This window comes from Nannocystis exedens (assembly GCF_002343915.1).
GTDB classification, from domain to species: domain Bacteria; phylum Myxococcota_A; class Polyangia; order Nannocystales; family Nannocystaceae; genus Nannocystis; species Nannocystis exedens.
The window spans coordinates 10,448,823-10,471,067 of the sequence record NZ_NETK01000001.1 but is presented as its reverse complement, the minus strand read 5'-3'; the positions used below and the strand labels follow the sequence as shown (position 1 = coordinate 10,471,067).

The 22,245-nt window shown below is 72.7% G+C and carries 14 protein-coding genes and 1 riboswitch; of the genes, 9 read left to right on the top strand and 5 right to left on the bottom strand.

What is annotated here, in order from left to right:
• The first annotated feature begins 18 nt into the window (after window positions 1-18).
• The 5 genes from NAEX_RS40800 to NAEX_RS40780 all read left to right on the top strand — a co-directional run bounded on the left by NAEX_RS40800 (window position 19) and on the right by NAEX_RS40780 (window position 6,962).
• A complete protein-coding gene (locus NAEX_RS40800; RefSeq protein WP_170136431.1) occupies window positions 19-2,091 on the top strand; it encodes an enoyl-CoA hydratase-related protein in 2,073 nt (690 codons plus the stop codon).
• A 324-nt stretch (window positions 2,092-2,415) separates the two neighbouring features.
• On the top strand, window positions 2,416-4,473 hold the full coding sequence (locus tag NAEX_RS40795) for a TonB-dependent receptor (RefSeq protein WP_143140626.1): 2,058 nt from the start codon (window positions 2,416-2,418) through the stop codon (window positions 4,471-4,473).
• Between the two features lie 259 nt (window positions 4,474-4,732).
• Window positions 4,733-5,470, top strand: coding sequence for a hypothetical protein (locus tag NAEX_RS40790; RefSeq protein WP_096332863.1), 738 nt, complete (start codon window positions 4,733-4,735; stop codon window positions 5,468-5,470).
• A gap of 14 nt (window positions 5,471-5,484) precedes the next feature.
• Entirely contained in the window at window positions 5,485-6,255 is a 771-nt protein-coding gene (locus NAEX_RS40785; RefSeq protein ID WP_096332862.1) for a hypothetical protein, read from the top strand.
• A 188-nt stretch (window positions 6,256-6,443) separates the two neighbouring features.
• Window positions 6,444-6,962: a hypothetical protein gene (locus NAEX_RS40780; RefSeq protein WP_096332861.1), complete on the top strand. Its 519-nt coding sequence runs from the start codon at window positions 6,444-6,446 to the stop codon at window positions 6,960-6,962.
• A gap of 130 nt (window positions 6,963-7,092) precedes the next feature.
• Here the strand turns inward: NAEX_RS40780 and NAEX_RS40775 are convergent, their stop codons facing one another.
• A complete protein-coding gene (locus NAEX_RS40775) occupies window positions 7,093-8,157 on the bottom strand; it encodes a saccharopine dehydrogenase family protein (protein ID WP_096332860.1) in 1,065 nt (354 codons plus the stop codon).
• Window positions 8,158-8,245: 88 nt separating this feature from the next.
• On the opposite strand from NAEX_RS40775, the gene NAEX_RS40770 reads away from it, so the two are divergent.
• Both NAEX_RS40770 and NAEX_RS40765 read left to right on the top strand, forming a co-directional pair.
• Window positions 8,246-10,081 carry an STAS domain-containing protein gene (locus NAEX_RS40770; RefSeq protein ID WP_143140627.1) on the top strand — a complete coding sequence of 612 codons (1,836 nt, stop codon included), beginning with the start codon at window positions 8,246-8,248 and terminating at the stop codon, window positions 10,079-10,081.
• Window positions 10,082-10,129: 48 nt separating this feature from the next.
• Window positions 10,130-11,617, top strand: coding sequence for a serine/threonine-protein kinase (locus NAEX_RS40765; RefSeq protein WP_096332858.1), 1,488 nt, complete (start codon window positions 10,130-10,132; stop codon window positions 11,615-11,617).
• 48 nt (window positions 11,618-11,665) lie between these two features.
• On the opposite strand, the gene NAEX_RS40760 is transcribed toward NAEX_RS40765, so the two are convergent.
• Window positions 11,666-13,219: a DUF4215 domain-containing protein gene (locus NAEX_RS40760; RefSeq protein WP_096332857.1), complete on the bottom strand. Its 1,554-nt coding sequence runs from the start codon at window positions 13,217-13,219 to the stop codon at window positions 11,666-11,668.
• Between the two features lie 365 nt (window positions 13,220-13,584).
• Window positions 13,585-13,677: riboswitch (TPP riboswitch) on the top strand.
• A gap of 43 nt (window positions 13,678-13,720) precedes the next feature.
• On the opposite strand from NAEX_RS40760, the gene thiC reads away from it, so the two are divergent.
• Together thiC and NAEX_RS40750 are read left to right on the top strand one after the other, a co-directional pair.
• Window positions 13,721-15,403, top strand: coding sequence for a phosphomethylpyrimidine synthase ThiC (thiC, locus tag NAEX_RS40755; RefSeq protein ID WP_420814179.1), 1,683 nt, complete (start codon window positions 13,721-13,723; stop codon window positions 15,401-15,403).
• Between the two features lie 103 nt (window positions 15,404-15,506).
• Window positions 15,507-17,819: a sulfatase-like hydrolase/transferase gene (locus tag NAEX_RS40750; RefSeq protein WP_096332855.1), complete on the top strand. Its 2,313-nt coding sequence runs from the start codon at window positions 15,507-15,509 to the stop codon at window positions 17,817-17,819.
• A 268-nt stretch (window positions 17,820-18,087) separates the two neighbouring features.
• Here NAEX_RS40750 and NAEX_RS40745 read toward each other — a convergent pair whose 3' ends face one another.
• The 3 genes from NAEX_RS40745 to NAEX_RS40735 form a co-directional block, all read right to left on the bottom strand.
• On the bottom strand, window positions 18,088-18,900 hold the full coding sequence (locus tag NAEX_RS40745) for a hypothetical protein (protein WP_096332854.1): 813 nt from the start codon (window positions 18,898-18,900) through the stop codon (window positions 18,088-18,090).
• A 503-nt stretch (window positions 18,901-19,403) separates the two neighbouring features.
• Complete coding sequence (locus NAEX_RS40740; RefSeq protein WP_096332853.1) at window positions 19,404-20,885, bottom strand: proton-conducting transporter transmembrane domain-containing protein; 1,482 nt, start codon at window positions 20,883-20,885, stop codon at window positions 19,404-19,406.
• Window positions 20,882-22,222: a proton-conducting transporter transmembrane domain-containing protein gene (locus NAEX_RS40735; RefSeq protein ID WP_096332852.1), complete on the bottom strand. Its 1,341-nt coding sequence runs from the start codon at window positions 22,220-22,222 to the stop codon at window positions 20,882-20,884. The genes NAEX_RS40740 and NAEX_RS40735 overlap by 4 nt, the downstream gene beginning before the upstream one ends.
• Window positions 22,223-22,245 lie beyond the last annotated feature (23 nt).

The window sequence follows — 22,245 nt, the reverse complement described above, 5'->3', positions numbered from 1 at the left end:
CTTTTATGCTCCCGGCCCATGGAAAACGCGCGCGATCCCTCGGTAGCAGCCATCTTTCAGCCGGACGGCGGTCCGCCGCGGGCCCTGCTCGTCGCCGGGTGCTGCGGCAACGTCGGTTTCGGCAAGCTCGGGCAGCTCGCGCGCATCCTCGCCCGCCACGGCGTCCCCGTGATCGCGCTCGACCTGTCGCCCGCCGTCGACCAGGTCGCGGCCAGGCTCGCCGAGCAGTTCGCCCCGCGGGTCTCGCCGGCCGAGATCGAGGCCATCACCCGGGCCATCATCCCGATCCGGGGCGGCATCGCCGACATCCCGGCCGAGCTCAAGATCGGCCTCGTGTTCGAGGCCGTGCCGGAGAGCCTCGCCGTCAAGAAGCCGCTGTACGCCGCGATCCGGGCCCGCGACCCCGAGGCGCTGATCTTCTCGGCCACCAGTGGTTTCACCACCCGGCACCTGTTCGACGGCCTCGAGGGCGCCGATCGCTGCGGCGTCCTGCACCCCTTCTTCCCCCACCTCACCAACAAGCTGTGGGAGCTGCCCGAGCAGGGCGCCGTCACCGGCGCCGCCACGCTCAAGCAGATCAAGGCGTTCCTCGGCCGCGCCGGCATGACCCTGATCTCGGTCGGCGACGTGCCGAGCTTCGCCGCCGATCGCCTGTTCTGCGGGATGATGCTCGAGGCCGTGCGGATCCACGAGAGCACCGGCCTCACCCCGGCGCAGATCGACGACGCCTGCAAGCAGCTGCTCGGCACCTCGCCGTTCTTCGTCCACAACCTGATCCGCGGCGCAAACGGCCTGTCGGCCCACTGCATGGAGCTCATGCGCGAGGAGGTCGACAGCACCCTCTACGCCATCCCCGACGCGTGGAAGCCCTACATCGCCGACCCCGGCAAGCAGTGGCCCTACGAGCGCGGCCAGAAGTGCCCGCCCGAGGGCCTCGCCGTCGTCCGCGCGCGCATGTTCGGCATGCTGTTCGCCCTCACCGCGCGCATGCTGGCCCACAAGATCGTCGCCGCCGACGCCCTCAACTACCTCGCCGAGAAGGCGCTCGCCTTCCGCGACGGCCCGCCGGCGCTGATCGCCGCCCTGGGCCTCGAGCAGGCCGCCGCCCTGACCCGCGCCTTCCTCGTCGAGCAGCGGATCACCCGCGCCGACGAGGTCGCCCCGCTGGACGTGTTCTCGCGGACAGGTCTCGGCGAACATGTCGGATGGGACAGCATCTACGTCGGCCGCAGCGTCAGCGGCGGCGTCGGCCTGCTCTCGCTCAAGCGCTCGACCCTCGGCCACACCTTGCTGGCCGAGTTCGGGCGGGCCGTCGACGCCCTCCAGGCCGACCCTGCGGTCGAGGCGATCGTCGTCGCCCCGGACGGCCACTACAACCGGGACTTCGGCCACGGCGCCGACATCGGCGCGTTCGTCCCGGTGCTCGGCAAGCGGGACGCCGCGCTCGCCCTGATCCAGGGCTGGAAGGCCGCCCTGGCCAAGCTGCGGGCCGGCAAACCGACCGTCGCCGCGATCGTCGGTCGCGCCCTCGGCGGCGGCATGGAGCTGGCCAGCTCGTGCCACGCGCGGATCGCCGGCGACGGGGCCGTCATCGCCCAGCCCGAGCCGACCGTCGGCGTCATCCCCGGCCTCGGCGGCTGCCACCTGCTCCACCGCAGCAGCGCCCCCGAGCACTACGCCGCCCTCAACGAGCTGCTGCTGACCGGCAAGAGCATCAACGCCGCCCGCGCGCGCGAGCTCGGCCTCGTCAGCGCGGTCGTCCCCGTGCGCGACCTCCCGCGCGCCAGCGGCGAGTACGCCCTCGCCCTGGCCCGAGGGACAGCCCCGCTCCCGCCCTTCCGCACCGGCCCCGCCGAGGTCGCGGTCGACCGCGACGTCGATCCGCGCAACGAGCAGGGCGTCGTCCTCGACGCCGAGCTGCGCGACCTCCTCGCCCGCACCATCCAGGACGCCAACGCCCTCGACGTCGACGCCGCCTCCGCCCTCGAGGAGCAGCGCGCGGCCGACAGCCTGTGCCAGTCGGCCGCCCGGGTCGGCGTCACCGCCATGAGCCGCGGCAAGCCGCCGGTGTTCGAGCACCCGCTCGCCTGAGCCCTCGCGCGGCGCGACACCTCGCGCCGCGCCTCCCGGCATGCACATGCACCCGCCGCGAGCCCCGGCGCTCGCGGCGACGACCTGCAGCTCGCGCGGCGCGTCCACCTGTCATCTGCTCTGTCCGCTCGTGCACCTGCACGTCGGACCCTGCAGCACCTCCCGCGTCCACACGTGCACCTCGACCATCGCCGGTTCGCCGTGACGCGCGCCAGGGGCCTGCGCGCCGGCGAGCGCTCCAGGCCCCCCACGCTCCTGACACGGCCTCGCCCTCGCCTTCGCCTCGATCCGCCGCCGGGCGCCTCGCGTATCCTGGCCCGACGCGTGCGCCGACCGAGCGAGCCCCTGCTGCGCGCCTTTGCGCTCCTCGCCGTGCTGGCGGCTCCTGCGGGCGCGGCGGCGCATGATGTCCCCAAGGACAGGCGGTACGCCACCGTCGTCGTCAGCGATCGCAGCCCGCGGACGGCCTCGCGGCGGACCATCGGACCGGCCGAGCTCGCCACCAGCCCGCGCCGGCGCAGCGCCGACGACCTCTTGCGGCTCGTCCCCGGCGTGCTCCTGATCCAGCACGGCGCCGAGGGCAAGGGCCAGCAGATGTTCATGCGCGGCTTCGACGCGGCCCACGGCGCCGACATCGAGGTCAAGGTCGCCGGCGTCGCCGTCAACGAGCTGTCCAACATCCACGGCCAGGGCTACGTCGACCTCGGCTTCGTCATCCCCGAGGTCGTCCGCCGCGTCACCGCCAACAAGGGCCCCTTCCTGCTCGATCAGGGCAACTTCGCCAACGCCGGCACGATCCGCTTCGACCTCGGCGTCGAGCCCGACGCCCGCGGCAGCCGGGTCGGCTACGAGTTCGGCAGCACCCTGCGCCACCGCGGCGTCTTCGTGCATGCCCCGAAGAACATGGCCAAAGAGACATTCTTCGCCGTCGAGGCCATGACCGACAGGGGCTTCGCCGCCGCGCGGGCGGCCCAGCGGGCCACCTTCCTCGGCCAGATCCGCCTGCTCGACAGCAAGACCGCCGGCGCCCTCGACCTGACCGCCGGCGTCTACGCGGCCAAGTTCGACGCCCCCGGGGCCGTGCGGGCCGACGACGTCGCCGCCGGCCGCGTCGACTTCGCCGGCGTCTACCGCGACGACGGCGGCGGCCGCTCGCACCGCCTCTTCACCGCTTTGCGCCACCAGCTCGATCTCGGCGTCGGCAAGCTCGAGCAGCGGCTGCACGGCCAGCTGCGCGCCCTCGACCTCGTCGAGGACTTCACCGGCTACCTCCTCGATCCCGTCGCCGGCGATCGCCGCAACCAGCGGCACCGCTTCGCCAGCCTCGGCTACCAGCTCGACTACCGGCGCCCGCTCCATCGCACCGTCGAGCTGCTGGCCGGCGGCGCCTGGCAGGGCGACCTCGTGCGCCAGCACGACGTCCGCGTCGATGTCCGCCACCACGTCGTCCGCCGCAGCTGGGACCTCGGCGCCGGCCAGCACCAGGCCCACGCGCGCGCCGGCGTGCGCTGGCGGCCCGTCGATCGCTTCGTCCTCGAGGCCGGCGCGCGCCTCGACCTCGTGGCTTACGCCGTCCGCGACCGCATCGATCCCGGCCGGCGCGCGCGCAAGCTCCTCGCCCTGCCCTCGCCGCGGATCAACGCCAGCGTACGCCTGGCTCCCTTCGCCACCCTCTTTTTCGCCTACGGCCGCGGCCTCCGGGCGCCCGAGGCCCGCGCCGTGCTCGGCGGCACGGCTGTCCCCGAGGACACGTCCCTCGACCGCTACCGCGGCGGTCCGGCGCGGATCGTCGCCTCCGACAGCGTCGAGGTCGGCACGCGGTTTCAGCACCGCGAGCTGGTCAGCGCCGGCCTGGCCCTGTTCGGCACCTGGATCGACCGCGAGCTCGTCTTCGATCACGTGTCCGCCGTCAACATCGAGCTCAACCGCACGCGCCGGCTCGGCGTCGACGTCGACCTCGTCGTGTGGCCGCGGCGGTGGCTTCAGCTGCGGCAGGACCTCAGCCTCGTGCAGGCGCGCTTCGTCGACTCCGGCGCCCCCGTCCCGCTCGCGCCGCCGTTCATGTCGGCGACCGGCCTCACCGTCGTGCACCCCTCGGGCTTTCGCGCCGGCGCCCGCTTCCTCGTCGTCGGCAGCCGGGCCCTCCCGCACGGCGCCCGCACCTCGGCCTACGCCCTCCTCGACCTCAGCCTCGGCTACCGCGTCGGCCCGCTGCAGCTCGACCTGCAGATCGACAACGTCACCAACGCCCAGTGGAAGGAGGGCGAGTACCACTTCGCCTCGTGGTGGGATCGCAGCGAGCCGCGCAGCACGATCCCCGCCCTGCACCTCCTCGCCGGCCCGCCGCTGACCGCCCGGATCGGCGCCACCCTGTGGTTGTGACCTCATGAAGCGACATGTCTCTTCGGCCATGTCCGCCTCCATTCGCCCGGACGGGGTCGAGCCAGCCCGGCTCGACGCGTCCGGCGCCTCGGCGTCAGCTCCCATGGGCCCGCCCGCGCCGAGCCGCGCGACACCAGGTGCCCCGTTTGACCCGTCCCGTAGGCATCAGGGAACGACTCATCCTTCCAGACAGGTCCCTCGAGACCCGTCCATTCCAACCTGTCCGATCGGCCTCATGAAACTGCATGTCCTTTCCGCCATGTTCATCGCCACCTGTCTCTCGGCCGCCTGCGCCCCGAGCCAGGAGGCCGCGCGGGTCGAGCTGCCGGTGGTCGTCGACGGCAGCCGGCTCGTCGACGCGCCCACCGACCTCGGCTGGACGATCCACCTCGACAGCGCGCGGATCGCCGCCGGCGACCTCGAATTCACGATCCAGGGCGAGATGCACGCCCTCGCGCGGCTGTGGGATCTGCTCGTCCCCTCCGCCGTCGCTCACCCGGGTCACTACGCCGGCGGCGACGTCACCGGCGCCTTGCCCGGCAGCTTCGTGCTCGACTGGATCGCCGGCGACGGCGTCGAGCTCGGGCGGGCCGAGCTGCTCGTCGGCGACTACCACGGCTGCAACATCGCCTTGCGGCGGGCCGACGAGCTGCAGGCCGAGGACCCGCTCGCCGGTCACACCGCCCACTTCGCCGGCACCGCCAGCAAGGGCGGCCTCAACGTCGCCTTCACGGCGGTCCTCGACCTCGACGTCGGCGCGGCCGTCATCGGCGCCCCGTTCGACCTTGCGATCGACGAGGGCAGCAACGAACCGCTCGGCGTGCAGCTGCGGCTGCGCGACGACACCAGCGGGGCCGCGCTGTTCGACGGGGTCGACTTCGCCGCCCTCGACCCGGGCGACGGCACCGCGGTGACCATCGGCCCCGGCGACCCCGCGCACAACCTCGTGCGGCGCGCTTTGCAGTCTCACGTGTTCTACACTGTCGCTCCTCTCTGACCCCGAGAACCGCCATGCGCACCGTCCTGTTCCCGCTCCTGCTCGTCTGCGCCTGCACGGCCGTCACCGAGCGCACCTACGAGGCCTCGATCTACGGCGAAGAGTTCATCGAGGAGGGCATCCCCGCCGCGATCTTCTCCGACGACTGGTCCGTCACCTTCGACAAGTTCCTCGTCAGCGTCGGCGACATCACCGTCGCCGACCAGCCGCTCGGCGAGGAGGACGAGCCGTACCGGATCTTCGACCTCGCCCAGGCGAGCGACGGCGCCGGCTTCCCGATCCTGGAGGGCACGATCGCCGCCGAGGATCCGGGGGCCGCCTACGTGATCGGCCCGAGCAGCGGCGCCGTCGCCGGCAACGCCAGCGAGGAGGACGTCGCGCTGATGAAGGACGGCGGTTACTCGATCTACGTCCAGGGCGCCGCCACCCGCGGCGGCGAGACGCTGACCTTCATCTGGGGCTTCTCGACCCGCACGCTCTACACCTACTGCGCTCTGGCCGGCGCGACCGACGTCCAGCTCACGATCCACGCCGACCACCTGTTCTACGACGACCTGTTCGCCGAGAACCCCAGGGTCTCGTTCGACCTGATCGCCGCCAGCGACGACGGCGACGGCGAGCTCACCGCCGACGACCTGCGCGCGGTCGACATCACCACCGAGGAGCGCTACCAGGTCGGCCACCTGACGAACATCACCGACCTGTGGTCGTTCGTCGAGCAGCTCACCGCCACCCTCGGCCACATCAACGGCGAGGGCCACTGTTCCGCCGTCCGCACCGACTGAGGCGCGCGGCCGTCGCACGCGACGACGCCGCGTGCTCGCCAGTCCTCGAGGACATGTTTCCTCAGACATGTCCGTACGGACTCCCGAACACCCCGGTCTTCGCGCGCCTGCGAGCGCCCGGAGCCGGCAGGCGGCCCGTCGACGGCCGGACGTGCACGACCGGCGTCGCCGCGCTAGGCTCGCCGCAAATGTTCGCCCGCTCCGCCCTCGCGTGCGCCACGCTCCTGCTCGTGTCACCCGGCTGCGGCCCCGAGAGCGAGCCGCTCCCGCCGTCCGGCATCTACCGCATGACGGCCGTCACCCTCGAGAACGACTGCCACCCGAAGCTCGACGACGACCACACCGGCGAAGAGGTCGTCCACGTCACGCCCGACTGGATCAAGGTGCCCCACGTCGTCTATTTCGGCATCTCCGATGCCTGCGAGGCGTGCGTGGCCCTCACCGGCTACATGTTCACCCAGGTGCGCTTCGACCCGGAGGCTGACGAGTACGCCCTCGAGTGGCGAGGAAGTGGTTGCATACAGCGCCAGCGGATCGAGGTCGAGCCCGTGGACGGCGAGACGGTGCGCAGCCGGATCACCAACGACTGGCGCGACGACGGCAGCTGCGCCTGGGCCGGCGAGGGCTGCACCGTGGTCCGCGAGTACACCTACGAGCTCGTCGAGCCGTGCGACGACTGCGAGTTTCCGCTGCACCTCGACGAGTGAGGCGGCCGGAGCCCGACGCGTCGCCGGTCTCTCCCGCGCAGCGTCGCGTCCCGGTGGGCGCGCGGGACCTGCCCGCCCGGGCAGGTCCTCGCGAGCATGTCCACGCGGACATGCTTCTTCCGACATGCCCTCAAGCGCCGGTCGTGTCGGGCACCACCAGCGAGCAGCCGGGCAGCGTGGCGACGAAGCCGCCGCCGAACGCGGTCGCCGGCGTGTGGTAGCCCGGCGACGGCGGCGCCTCGAGCATGCGGCGGACGATCGCCAGCGACGCGATCACCGTGAACTTGTAGCCCTCGGGCGCGCGCACGCGGCCCTCGACCGCGCGGCCGTCGGGCGCCTCGACGCGGCCCCAGATCTCGCTCGATCCCGACTCGCGGACCTGCTCGTTCGGCCCGGTGACGCGGCGGTCGACGATCGCCTGCAGCGCGCGGATGACCGGCTTTCTGCGCAGCAGCGGCCCGAGCAGCCCGAGCAGCCGCATGACCCGGATCTGCGCCCTCGGGAAGCTCATCCAGGTGGTGATGTTCTCGATCCCGGTCGACGTGTACGCGGTCGACAGATCGCCCCACGGGATCGCCACCACCAAACGCTCGCGCCCGCCGAGGCGGACGGTGCGGGTGCGGGAGCCGGCCGCGATCGGCACCAGGCGCCCGCCCTCGCGCACCGCGCCGCCCTCGCCGAGGTGCTCGATCATCGTCTTGGTCGTGCCACGGCTGAGCTCGCCGAGCGCCAGGATCGCCAGCTCGAGCCGCGTCGCCTCCGGCAGCGCCTCGGCCAGGGATTTGGCCAGGCAGTCGGACGGCACCACGTCGAAGCCGACGCCGGGCATCAGGACCACGCCCCGCTCGCGCGCGCTGGCGTCGAGGGCCCGACAGGCCTCGAACACGGGGATCTCGCCGGTGATGTCGAGATAATGAATTTTGCTTTCGAGACAGGCCGCGACCATCGGCGCGCTGGTCCGCGAGAACGGGCCGGCGGCGTGGAGCACCAGGGCGGCGCCCGCGATCCCGCGGGTCAGCGCCGCCGGATCGTCGAGCGCGAACACCCGCGCTTCGAGCCCGAGTTCACCGGCGAGGCGCCGGATCGCGGTCGCGTCGCGGCCCGCCAAAATCGGGCGTAAACCCTCGGAGACCGCCTGACGGGCGATGAGATCGCCGGTGTAGCCGTTCGCGCCGTACAGCACCCATTCGCGCATACCACCCGCTATAGCGCGGGTGCGGGCGTCCCCGCCACAGAAAGCGCTTGTACTCGGCGGCCGCTCGGCTCATCGTCTCTAGCGGCTCATGATCCCAGACCCGCGCGCCGAAGCAGGTTTCCACGGCCCCCAGGGCGTGGAACTGGCCACGACCTTCGCCCGGGCCCTCCTCGCCCTCGTCGAGGCCGACACCGACGACGCCGTCCTGCGCGCGGTCGCCTCCGCGGTGAGCAGCTACGGCCCGTCGCTGATCCGCTTCTACACCCTGCGCGACGACCCCGGCGACCTCGGCCCGCACGACCCGCGCTTCATCGACCGCAGCGGCCCGCGCCCGGCGCAGACCGACGCCGGCGTGCCCACCCACGCCGAGCTGTCGAGCGTGTGGCAGGCCGGCATCTGCCCCGCCACCGATCCGCTGCTCGGCCGGCCGTTCGCGCTCGCCGACCACCCGGTGCTGGCCCGCTGGCTGGCGGCGCCGCGGCAGGCGCTGGTGCTGCACGACCTGTCGGCCGACCCGCGCCCCGGCGCCCATCCGGGCGAGCGCAGCGCCCAGGCCCTGGTCGTCCTGCCGCTCACCACCGGCGGACCCGACCCCCGCTGGCCCGGCGTGCTGGTGCTGTCGTGGAAGATCGTCCACATCCCGAGCCCGCGCGAGCGGCTCGTCTACGACATGCTCGGCGCCGCCGTCGCCTCGCTGCTGGTCGCCCGCGACGCCCTGCGCGACCACCAGCGCGCCATCGACGAGGCCAACACCATGTACGTCGCCGCGCTCGCGCTCGCCGAGGCCGCGACCCTCGACGAGACGCTGGCGGCCCTGGCCGAGCCGGCCCAGGCGATCGACGCCTCGAGCGCCGCGCTGTGGCTGCGCGACCCGGCCGACCCGACGCGGCTGGTCCTGCGCGCCGGCGGCGAGCGGGCCACCCGCCCGCTCGCCGACCTGGCTGGTCTTTTCACCAGGGCCAATGAGCCATGGCTGTTCGAACAGGTCCGTTCGGACACCCCGACGGAGATCGAGCCCGGCGCGCCGACCCCCCGGGTGTCCGAGCCGACCGGCCCCGACGGGGCCGCGCTCGGGGCCACGCTGCTGCTGCCGCTGGCCTGGGGCGGCCGCGAGGTCGCCCTGCTCGAGCTGGGCTGGTCGTCGCCGCGCCCGCTGCCGACCGCGCTGCGCCGCCTCTACGCCGCCCTGGCGGGCCCCGCCGCGGTCAGCCTGGCCGGTCGGGCGCTGCTCGCCGAGGCCGCCGCCGCCGCCCCCACCGGCGACTTGGCCGGCCTGGAGGCGCTCCCCGTCGCCGCCGTGGTCGGCACCGGCGAGGCGCTGCAGGGCAACTCGCGCTGGTCGGCGCTCGGCCTGACCGGCGGCGCTCACGTCCCCGTCGCCAGCGCCCTCGCCGACGCCGTCGGCGCCAGCGCCGAGCTGCGCCGCGACCTCGTCGGCGAGCCGGCCCTCGCCGTGTTCGCCGCCCCGCTCGTCGGCGTCACCGGCAAGGCCGTCGCCGTCCTCCTCGACACCTCCGAGGACGCTCGCGCCGAGCGCCAGCGGCTCGAGAGCCGCGACGTCCTGCTCGAGCGCCAGGGCGCCCTGCTCGCCCGCCGCGCCGTGCCCGTGCTGGCGATCGTCGACGAGCTCGCCGTCATCCCGGTCACCGGCGCCCTCGACGACGCGCGCGCCCAGCAGCTGGCCGAGGTCGCCGCCGAGGTCCCCCGCGGCCCGCGGACGCTGATCCTCGACTTCACCGGCGTCACCGGCGTCGACCCCGGCACCGCCACGGTCGTCCACGAGGCCGCCCGCGGCCTGGTCGCCCGCGGCGCCAGCGTCATCTTCTCCGCCGCCCCGGCGACCCTGGTCCACGCGCTCGCCGGCGAGCACATCGACAGCCTCGGCGACGCCCTCGCCAGCGCCCTCGTCAACCCGCGCGCCTGAGCCTTCCAGTCGGCCTGTCCCCAGAGACAGGCCGCGACGCCGTCCGTGATGCAGCCCGGCGACCTCGAAGTGACCCGCACCCGGGCCCTCGCCGAGCTCCCGACCTCGCCCAGCGCGGGCGGCGGGTCGCGGCCGCTGGAGAGCGCGCGGATCGGCCGGTACACGGTCCTGCGGGCGCTCGGCGAGGGCGGCATGGGCGTCGTCTACGCCGCCTACGACGAGCAGCTCGATCGCAAGGTCGCCATCAAGCTGCTCCATGGCGAGAGCAGCGGCGGCACCCAGGGTCGCAGCCGGATCTTCCGCGAGGCCCAGGCGCTGGCCCGGCTGTCGCATCCCAACGTCGTCCAGGTCCACGAGGTCGGCGAGCACGAGGGCCAGGTCTACGTGGCGATGGAGTTGGTCGACGGCGTCACCCTCGCCGCCTGGCTGCGAGCCGAGGCGAGGCCGCTCGCCGCCGTCGTCCACGCCTATCACCAGGCCGGCCTGGGTCTCGAAGCGGCGCACCGTGTCGGCCTCGTCCACCGCGACTTCAAGCCGGACAACGTCCTCGTCGGGGCCGACGGCCGGGTCCGCGTCGCCGACTTCGGCCTCGCCCGGGCCGCTGGCGCCGCGAGCCCCGGACCGTCCGCGCTGCCGCCCGCCGTCGACAGCCCGCTCGACTCGCGGATGACGATCACCGGCGCCGCCATGGGCACGCCCGCGTACATGTCCCCCGAGCAGTTCGCCGGCGGCACGGTCGACGCGCGCAGCGACATCTTCTCGTTCTCGGTCTCGCTGTGGGAGGCGGTCCACGGCGAGCGCCCGTTCGCCGGCGACACCATCGACGCCCTCGCGCGCAGCGTCCGCGACGGCGACCGTCGGCCGCCGCGGGTCCAGCTCCCGGTCCGCCTCGCGCACGCGCTCGAGCGCGGGCTCGCCCGCGAACCCGACGCGCGCTGGCCGACGATGCGCCCGCTCCTCGACGCCCTGGCCGTCGATCCGTCCGCCGACCCCTCGGGCGTGCCCGTCGAGCGCCGGATGTTCGGCACCGTGATGATCACGACCCTCGCCGTGCTCCTCGCCGTGCTGGCGGCGACCCTCCAGTTCGGGGCCGAGGACGCCTTCCGCGGCCGCTTCATCGCCATCGGGCTGGCCATCGTCGCCGTCCTCGTCGGCCTCGCGCTCGCGCTGCGGCGCTCGCTCCTCCGCAACGCCTACTACCGCAAGGTCGTCCTGTTCATGGTCAGCGCCGCGCTGGTCGGCACCTCCCAGCGGGTCATCGGCCTCCTCCACGGCCTGCCGCTGATCGACGTCCTGCTCGACAGCTTCCACCTCCTCGCCGGCATGTCGCTGGTCGCCGCGATCTGCTTCGCCCGCTGGTTCGCCGTCCTCGCCGTCATCGCCGCCGTCGCCGTCGCCCTCGGCGCCGCCTGGCCGGAGGCGTACCCCGCGGCCCTGTTCGTCGTCATGCCGGCCTTCGCGCTGACCTTCGTCGTGTCGCTGCGCCGCGCCGCCCGGACCAGCGCCGCGGAGGCGCGTCCCGCCGACCCGCAATAAGATGTGCTTTCAGACAGGTCTGAAAGCACATGCCCTCGAAGCCAGGTGTCAGCGCACGTAGATCGTGTAGCGCCAGCCCGGCACCTCGATCGCCTCGATGTTGCCGGCCTTGCAGCACATGCCCTGGTCGTTCCAGTTGGCCCAGTTGCTGAAGATCGACGCCTGGCGGTCGTAGCCCCACAGCATGATCTGCTCGTCGTAGCCGAGGCCGACGTGGGGGAAGTCGTCGTCGTCGCCGGTGCGGAGCGTGCGGGTGTTGCCGGTCGGGACGATGTCGAAGTCGCCGACCTCGACCCCCGCGCCGCAGAAGCCGTCGAGGTAGCACACCCCGGACAGGCCGGCCTGTGACTCGAGCCGGCCGTAGCGGGCCACGTCGCTGCCGCTGGTCGGCGCCCAGCCGAACACCGCCTCGGTGAAGTCGGCCAGGACGAGGCCCTCGGTGAGGATCGCCGGGCTGTTCGAGTCGGGCAGCACCGGGCCGGCGGGCGCGTTGACGATCAGGCTGTCGAGCATCGCCTGCGCCGCGGCCTCGCCGATCGGCTTGTCCATCATGTTGTACACGGCCTGCCAGCCGCCGCCGTTGAACGTCATCTCGCAGAACACCTGCGCCGGCGGCAGCGGTCCGTCCTGGCCGTCGGGGTCGATGCCGTAGACCCCGTCCTCGGACTCGAGCCCGAGGTCGCGGATGTCGCGGCAGTGGTGGGGCGTCACGCACAGGCCCTCGTGGCAGTAGTTCGACATGCAGTCGGCGTTCTTGGCGCAGGACTGCTCGTCGAGGCAGCCGAAGCAGTGCAGGCCGCCGCAGTCGACGTCGCTCTCGCCGCCGTTCTGCTCGCCGTCGAGGCAGTTGGCCGGCGCGACGCAGTCGTTCTTGCAGAGGTCGTTGTCGATCTCGTTGCCGTCGTCGCAGGCCTCGACGCCCTCGTGGACGAAGCCGTCGCCGCAGCGCGCGACCTGGCAGTTGTTGAGGCAGTCGTTGCCGTTGTCGCCGTCGCCGTCGTCGCACACCTCGACGCCCTCGCGGACGAAGCCGTCGCCGCACTTGGCGACCTCGCAGGTGTCGAGGCAGCCGTCGCTGTTGTCGTCGTCGCCGTCGTCGCACGGCTCGGTGCCGGTGTACACGTAGCCGTCGCCGCAGCTGGCCAGCTGACAGCTGTTGAGGCAGCCGTCGCTGTTGTCGGTGTTCATGTCGTCGCACTCTTCGCCGACGCTGACCACCCCGTCGCCGCAGCCGGCGGCCTGGCAGGCGCTCGTACACGAGTCGCCGTCGAGCGTGTTGCCGTCGTCGCAGCCCTCCCCGGGGCCCTGGAAGCCGTCGCCGCAGGCCACCTTGGTGCAGTTCGGGGTGCAGGGGCGATCGGCCCCGTTGTCCGCGCCGTCGTCGCACTCCTCGCCGGCGTCCTGCACGCCGTCGCCGCACGAGGGCGGGCCGCCCTCCGTCACGCTGACCGTGCCGGTCGGCGCGTCGGTGGTCGCGCCGGTCGACGTCGACGGGTCGCCGTCGGTGTCCTGGCCGGGCGAGTCGGTGGTCCCGCACCCGCTGAGGGTGAGGGCCACGGCGGTCGCGCAGAGGGAGATGAGAGCGTGCTTGTGGGGCTGCATGAGGGTCCTGCGTGGTACGAGTCCGGTGGCGCGAGCCCCGGCCGGCGTACGTGCCGGGCGAGGCGTTCGCGTCGCGCCGCTCAGGGCCAGGCGCGGCTGGGGGAGACGCGCTGGCGTTGTGCCGAAGTGCAGCGGAAAATGCTCCGCTCCCCGAGGCTCTGATCCAACCCCTCGCGGGCAGACCCTGAGCGGACGAAACGCACAATAAACGGCGTTCTGCGCGTTTTTGTGCCCTCAGGGGCGAGCCGCGCCGAAACCGGGGTCTACAGACCTCGGCCTTGCCGTTCGTTGCGCAGAAACACTAGCGCACAGGCTTTTTCTCGCGCAGATCACGTGCCCGCCGCGGGCAACTGCCGTATCGTCCCCGTCTCGCCTGGGGGTGGCCATACGGCCTGAGAACATACCCCTCGAACCTGATCCGGATAATTCCGGCGGAGGAAAGTGCGAATGGACCGTCAAGACGACACATCCGACAGCTCTGCGCGGCGCGCAGGATTGCCCATCGCGGGGCCCGACGTACACCCGCTGCGTCCCGTCCCTCCTCTTCAAACCAGCTTCCCGAGCTCGACCAAGATCGAGGTCGGCGACCTCAAGGTCCCGTTCCGCAGCATCCAGCAGACCGGCGGCAACCCCGACGTCGTCGTCTACGACACCACCGGTCCTCAGGGACATGACCCGAGAGCCGGGTTGCCGCCGCGGCGCAAGGACTGGATCGCGGCCCGCCTCGCCGACAGCGACGGCAACCACACGCAGATGCACTACGCCCGCCAGGGCCTCGTCACCGAGGAGATGCGGTTCGTCGCCATCCGCGAGCAGGTCGACCCCGAGTTCGTGCGCAGCGAGGTCGCGCGCGGGCGGGCCATCATCCCCGCCAACATCAAGCACCCCGAGCTCGAGCCGATGATCATCGGCCGCAATTTCCTGGTCAAGATCAACGCCAACATCGGCAACAGCGCCGTGTCGAGCAAGATCGAGGACGAGGTCGAGAAGCTGCAGTGGTCGACGCGCTGGGGCGCCGACACGGTGATGGACCTGTCGACCGGCAAGCAGATCAAGGAGACGCGGGAGTGGATCCTGCGCAACGCGCCGGTCCCGATCGGCACGGTGCCGATCTACCAGGCGCTCGAGAAGGTCAAGGGCAAGGTCGAGGACCTGAGCATCGACATCTTCATGGAGACGCTCGAGGAGCAGGCCGAGCAGGGCGTCGACTACTTCACGATCCACGCCGGCGTGCTGCTGCGCTACGTCCCGCTGACCGCGAGGCGCGTCACCGGCATCGTCTCGCGCGGCGGCTCGATCATGGCCAAGTGGTGCCTGCACCACCACAAGGAGAACTTCCTCTACACCGAGTTCGAGCGGATCTGCGAGCTGATGAAGAAGTACGACATCAGCTTCTCGCTCGGCGACGGCCTGCGCCCCGGGTGCATCGCCGACGCCAACGACGCGGCCCAGTTCGGCGAGCTGCGCACGCTCGGCGAGCTGACCGAGATCGCGTGGCGCCACGACGTCCAGGTCATGATCGAGGGCCCGGGCCACGTCCCGATGCACAAGATCAAGGAGAACATGGACGAGCAGCTGCGCCTGTGCCACGAGGCGCCGTTCTACACGCTCGGCCCGCTGACCACCGACATCGCGCCGGGCTACGACCACATCACCTCGGCGATCGGCGCGGCGATGATCGGCTGGTACGGCACCGCGATGCTCTGCTACGTGACGCCGAAGGAGCACCTCGGCCTGCCCGACCGCGACGACGTCAAGGCCGGCGTCATCGCCTACAAGATCGCCGCCCACGCCGCCGACCTGGCCAAGGGCCACCCCGGCGCCCAGGCCCGCGACGACGCGCTCAGCAAGGCCCGCTTCGAGTTCCGCTGGCGCGACCAGTTCAACCTCTCGCTCGACCCCGAGACCGCGCAGAGCTTCCACGACGAGACCTTGCCGGCCGAGCCGGCCAAGGACGCCCACTTCTGCTCGATGTGCGGCCCGCACTTCTGCTCGATGAAGCTGACCCAGGACCTGCGCGACCTCGGCGAGGGCGTGTCCTCGGGGACAGGGGTCGACGAGGCCGCGATCGCCCGCGGCTTGCAGGAGAAGGCCGAGGAGTTCCGCGCCGGCGGCGGCGAGCTGTACGTCCGCGTGCGCGAGGACCTCTTGCCCGGCCAGGCCGCCACCCAGGGCGCCGAGTGAGCGACGACGATCGCATCACGCCCCCCCCGACGGCGACGAGGAGCCCTCGTCGCCTGCCGCCGCCGCGCCGCCCACGGCCGACGACGAGGCCCTGCGCGCCACCGTGCGCGACCTGCCCGAGGTGCGCAGCGGCCTGCGGGCCCGCCGTCCGCGGGTCCAGCCGTCGCGCGGCGTGATCGCGGGCCTCGCCGTCGGCCTGCTCGGCGCCGTCGCCATCGCCCCGATCGAGCACCGCGCGCTCGGGGGCAGCGCCGACCTCGGCGCGATCTGGGCCGCGTGGTCGCTGCTCCTCGCGCTCGGGGCCGCGATCGGCTGCGTCCTCGCGCTCGCCGAGTGGCTGGTCGCCCGCCTGCGCTCGCGCCCGCTGGTGACCGCGGCCCTGCGGGCGACCTGCTGCCTCCCGGTGCTGATCCCGGTCGCCCGCCACCTGTTCGACGGCGCCTTCGCCAGCACCCTCCCCGGCGCGAGCACGGCGTTCGTGTGGGTCCCGCTGCTCGGCTGGCTCGGCCTCCTCCTGGTCTTTTGGCCAGGTAGCAAGTGGCTGCAGTACCCGCGGCCCGACACCGTCGGCCGGGCCCCGCCGAAGGGCGCCGCGCTGCCGCTGTTCATCCGCCGCCGGCGCCTGATCGCCCTCGCGCTCGGCCTCGGCGCCGTCGCCTGCGAGTACGTCAACCGCACCTTCCTCCGCAGCGAGTACCCCGACATCCACACCACACTGGTCGTCGGCGCCGTCGCGGCCGCCGGCCTGTCGCTGTGGCTCGGCTTCACCCGTCCCTGGCGCTACGACCAGGTCGAGCGCCGCGCCCCCGTCGCCCAGGGCCGCGCGCTCGCGCTGGCGGGCCTCGTCAGCGCCGTCATGGCCGTGGTCGCCAACCTCGTCGCCTGCGTCCAGCTCGGCCTGCGCGACCCCGACACCCGCTTCATCGTCGCCACCCAGGGCATGCACACCCGCCTGCTCGCGCGGGTCGTCCGCGCCCTCGTCGACGCCGACGGCGACGGTCACTCGCCCGCGCTCGGCGGCGCCGACTGCGACGACACCGACCCGCAGGTCCACCCCGAGGCGCGCGAGGTCATCGGCAACGACGTCGACGAGGACTGCGACGGCTACGTCGCCCGCGAGGACCTCGCCGCCGCGCTGGCCCAGGCCGACGAGGTCGCCGCGCGCAAGCAGGGCCAGTGGCGCGACGAGCCCGAGGTGCGCGAGTTCTTGCGCCGCACCGCGCCGATGCACGTCGTCCTGCTCAGCATCGACGCCCTGCGCGCGGATGTCCTCGCGGACAGCCCCGAGAACCGCGCCGAGTACCCGCGGATCTTCCAGCTCTTCGCCGACGCGACCGTGTTCACCCGCGCGTTCGCGCCGTCGGCCGGCACCGACCTGTCGCTCTCGGGCATCCTCACCGGGCGCATCGACCCGTTCACCCACATCGACAAGACCCTCGCCGAGGCGCTGCACGACGCCGGCCGCGTCGCCCACGGCGTCATCCCCAGCGAGGTGCTGCGCTACGCCGGCAAGACCCTCCTGACCCGCGGCCTGCACAGCCACGACCGCCTGGTCAACGACGCCGGCCAGCGCGACATCGGCTCGTACAGCACCTCCGCGCGGACCACCGCGCTCGGCCTCGCCTTCCTCGACCAGCGCAAGCAGGCGGCCGACCAGGGCGCCGCGGCCCCGTTCTTCCTGTGGCTGCACTACTTCGACGTCCACGAGCACGACGAGGTCGACGGCGGCGACCGCAGCCTGCGGCGCGTGCTCGCCAACCCGAACCCGCGGCTCGGCCGGCGCGAGAAGTACCGCGCCATGCTGCGCCTCGTCGACGAGCAGATCGGCGCCCTCATCGACGAGCTCGTCGCGCGCCAGCTGTGGGACAAGACGATCGTCGTGCTCGTCAGCGATCACGGCGAGGGCCTCGGCGAGGACCCGCGCCTGCCGGACAACCACGGCCGCGTCCTCTACAACCCGCTGGTCCACGTCCCGCTGGCGATCCGGATCCCCGGCGCCCCCGGCGGCCTCGCCACCGACCCAGTCAGCGTCCTCGACGTCACTCCCACCCTCCTCGACCTCGTCGGCGCCGAGCCGCTCCCCGGCGTCGACGGCCGCAGCCTCCTGCCCCACCTCGTCCCCGGCGCCCCCGACGAGCTGCGCCCGCGCGGCCGCCCGCTGATCCTCAACGAGAGCGACCAGTACGGCGTCATCGCCTGGCCCTACAAGCTGCTCGTGCGCCCCGGCGACAACCTCACCGAGCTCTACGACCTCAGCGGCGACTTCGGCGAGCGCAACAACCTCGCCGAGTCCGCCCCCCGCCGCGTCGGCGAGCTGATGCAGTACTACCACGCCGCCCCCCACGTCGAGCTCGACCGCACCAGCCGCGGCCGCCGCCTGCGCGAGCGCAACGCCGTCGCGCCCGGCGAGCCGTGAGCGTGTCCCTTGCAGCATGTCCCCAAGGACATGCTACCAAGGACATGCGCTGAAGCGCATGTCCCTCGCGGCATGTCCCGAGTGGCCGCCCACCCGCTTCGCCGGCGCCGTGCCGCGGCCGCGGGCCCACGCCTCATGAGCCGCCGCGGATCCGTCCCAGAGGCACGCCGGGGCGGCCGCGTCGGACGAGGCGGGAGCATGCTCGATGGGCATGCTCGACGGCGCGAGTCCGACGCGGCACGCGGGGGACGGGCGACGGCTGCTCGCGTCACCTCGCCGCGGCGCGCAGCGCCGGCGCGCCGGACCGACGGTCCCTCTGGTCCTCCAGGTCGCTCGACGGCACGACGGTCAGCGGCAGGCGGGAGTCCAGCGGGAACCTGTACCAGGTGCTGCACTCCGGCTCGCCGTCGACCAGCGACTCGTTGATCCGGGTCGCGCAGGTGTTGGCCTCCTCCGGCGTCAGGATCGAGCCGCAGTCGCCGAGCGCGGCGTTGACCTCGTCGAGCGCCTCTTGCACCGACATCCCGTGGCACGGGCTGTGCTTGTCAGCGATCAGGAGCGAGGCGAACGGGGGCAGATCCTGGGCGACGAACGCCTCCACCCAACTGAAGCCGACGTTGAGGCTCAGCGCCAGCGCCTGCCCGGCCAGCACCGTGCCGAGCTGCGGGTCGTCTTCGCCGTCGAAGTGCGTCATCTCGTCCTTCGTGAGCGCGCGCGCCTGGCCGCCGGCCGGCAGCGCCTCGCGGACGGCGACCGAGTTGATGAAGGTCGCCGTGTTCGAGCCGCAGCCGATCACGAGGTGGTCGGGGCCCGGGAAGACGTGATCGAAGTACTCGTCGCGCGTGCAGCCCGGATTGTCGCCGCTGCACGTGCTCGACCAGCCGCCCTGGGTCTGCGTGCGATAGCCACACACCGAATCCCCGCCGCCGCCCTTCTCACCGCCCTCGTCCCCGCCCTCGTCCACGGATTCGTCGCCGCCCGACGAGGTGATGAATCGCAATACCGCGGAGTCGCCCTCTTGATGGCAGCCGCCGACGACGACGACCGCGCCGATCCACAGATTACGAAATACGCTCGACATACCCATACTGCTCGTCCTTGCCGCGTCACGTCGCGGCAACCCCAGTTTGCGCCGCTCCTCGGGCGTGTCCCGAGCGCGACGCGGCGGCGTCACAGGTCGAAGCCGGCCCGCTTGCGCCGCTCCACGGCCGCGATCCCCTGCCCGACCCGTGCAGCAGGTGTTATTTTTTCGGCGAAGCGAAGCGGAGGCCGCGCAGATGGAAAGTGATCCGGCGCGTCGCCCTCGACGGCGCGCGCGCCTCGCCGTGAACGCGAAGGTCGGTGGCAGCGCCGGCGCGTCGAGCGACCATTTCTCGCGCCACCCTTTACTGCTTGCGCCTACATTGTCGACATGACCTTTGAGACAGCTCATCACCGCAGGCATCGATCGCGTCGACGCTGCCCCTCGCGCTCCAGGCCGACGCAGGCCCCCCGGGGGCGCGTGACCTCGAGACTGGAAAAGGATGCGATCGATCGCGAAGCCGACGATGTGAACGAGGGCCGCCTCCCGCGCGCTCGCACGCGTCAGTGCCCGCTCGCCTCGACCTGCGCCGGCGCCTCGATGCGCCCGATCGTGTCGACCACCCCGCGCCGGACCGCCAGCAGCGGCTCCGGCAAGAACCCGCCGAGCAGCAGCGTCCCGATCATCCCTGCGATCGCGTACGACTCCCAGCGGCGCAGGTCTTCGAACCCGCGCAGGTCGTCCGCGTGGGGCGACGGCGGCCCGAGGAACGTGCGCTTGAACGCGCGCCACAGCGTGATCCCGTTGACCGCCGTGACGATGAACAGGAGCCCGACCACGAACGGGTGGTCGCGCAGGAGCCCCTGGCCCACCAGGTCCTCCGCCACGAACGAGATCGTGCCCGGGAACCCGACCGCCGCCGCCGCCAGGATCAAGTAGGCGGTCGCCATGCGCGGCGCGTTGTGGGCCAGCCCGCCGAGCTTGCGCAGGTCCGTCGTGTTCGCGCGCACCTCGACCGCCAGCGTCAGCAGCATCAGCCCGCCGCACTCGACCACCGTCGACATCGCCTGCAGCAGCGCCCCCGACACGCTCGCGTCGTCGAGCCCGGCGAAGCCGGCCAGCACCAGCCCCGACTGCGAGACCCAGAACCACGCCACGATCCGGCGCAGGTCGAACTGGCCCACCGCCAGGAACGCCCCGTACAGGGCCGTGAACACCCCCACCGCCATCAGCAGCGGCGCCGCCGGCCCGAGCACGCGCGGGAAGATCGCCAGCGCCAGGCGGGCCAGCATGAACGACCCGACCGGCGTCAGACATGTCACAAGGGCCAGGTGCGGCGTGCTGTGCTGCGCCGTCGCCGGGATCCACAGGTGCAGCGGCACGATCCCCATGCGAAGCAGCGCCACCGCCAGCACCAGCGTCCCGATCCACGGCGACGGCGTGTACGGGCTGTTCGCCAGCGCGACCAGGTCGAGCGGGTTCTTCACCCCTGCGGCCGACGCCTCGAACGCCAGCCCGATCATCGCCACCGTCAGCGCCAGCGTCGTCGCCGCCACCAGCGACTTCATGATCACCTGCAGCGGCCGCGACCCGCGGTGCTTCGCGTCGAACCACAGCGGCAGCAGCGACAGCACCACGAAGAACGACAGCAGCCCGGCGTCGAGCGCGAGGAAGCTGCCCATCAGCGCCCCCTCGACCACCATGATCTTCGCCGCCAGTCCCGCGCGCATCTCGGCGCGCGGCGTCATCAGCAGCGCCACCAGCGTCAAACCGGCCGTCAGCGGCAGCAGTACCGCGTTGAGGCCGTCGACCGCGAAGTGGCTGTGCAGCCAGCCCATGCCCTGCTCGAGGTGATCTTCCTTGTACGCGTGGCGCGTGCCCTCGTGGACGAACAGCGCGCACGCGACCAGGAAGATCGGCAGCGCGAAGCCCAGCGACAGCGCGCGCTGCTTGGTCGCCCCGCGCACGCCCCAGCGCAGCGCCGCCGCCGCCAGCAGCGGCGCCAGCCACAGGAAGATCAGCGAGTACTGCACCCACGCGCTCATCGCCGGCCTCCCTCGGTCTCACGCGGCCTGCGCTCCGACTCGCCGTGCAGCGCCAGCAGCTGCGACTCGAGCCGATCGAGCCGGCGCGACAGCGCCATCACCGGGCGCACGACGTAGCGCTCGAGCGCGATCTCGACGTCGAAGCGCTCGATCGCCAGGCGGTACACGTACCGGCGCGTGCGCAGCCCCAGCGCCTCCCAGCGGACCGCGCCCTCGTCGGCCTCGGTGCGGCCGAGCGCCGCCCGGCGGGCCAGCGCGTCCTGCAGCGCCGACGGCGTGCGCAGGAACTGGTAGTAGCGCAGCATCGCGTGGGCGACGAGGTGGATCGTCGCCAGCGTGTACAGCCCGAACCCGATCTCGACGAACATCAGCCCGACCTGGCTGGCGGTCGCGTACGACAGCGCCGACTTCGCGTCCGGGCTGGCCTGGCTGCTCATCGCCGAGATGATCGCCGTGATCGCCCCGACCGCGATCATCATCGCCTGCGCCGCCAGCGAGTGCTCGAGCAGCGGCGCCGCGCGCAGCAGCAGGTACACCCCCGCGTGTACCGACAGGCTGCCGTAGAACACCGCGGAGGAGGCCGTCGGTCCCTCCATCGCCCGCGGCAGCCAGCCGCCCAGGGGGAACTGGGCCGACTTGCCCATGGCCGCGAACACCAGCGACAGGCCGACGAACGTCGACGGCCACGGGTTCGAGAGCGCCGCCTGTTCGGCCGCCAGCCAGTCGCTCGTGTGCAGCCAGCGGTGCAGCGACACCCCCGCGGTCAGCAGGCCGATGTCGCACAGGCGGTACGTCACCAGCACGCGGGTCGCCGCCTTCACCGGGCCCTGGCGCTCGTGGAAGAACCCGACCAGCAGCACCGACGTCATGCCGACGATCTCCCAGCCGACGAACAGCAGCTCGAGGTTGCCGGCCAGCACCAGCGTCTGCATCCCGGCGCCGAACACCAGCATCAGCAGGAAGAACCGGTTGAAGCCGGGCTCGCGGTGCAGGTACGCGATCGAGAACTGGCTGGTCGCCGCCAGCAGCAGCGACACCAGGGCCGACACCGCCGCCGAGCGGCCGTCGACCAGCAGGTCGATGCGGAAGTCGTAGCCCGCGCCCGAGTACCACGAGCCGAACCCGAGCTCGAGCGGACCTTCGGGCCCGAGCCACCAGCCGAGCAGCCCGACGAGCAGGCCGAGGAAGCCGAGGCCGATCGCCGTCTGGGCCACCGCCGCCACCAGGCGCTCGCTGCCGAGCCGCGCCGCCAGCACCAGGGCGATGATCACGGCCCCGAGCGCCGGCGCGGCCGGGGCCAGCGCGATCACGTGAGCGAGCGAGTTCGAGTCGAGCATGACGCGGAGACCATGTCCGAAAG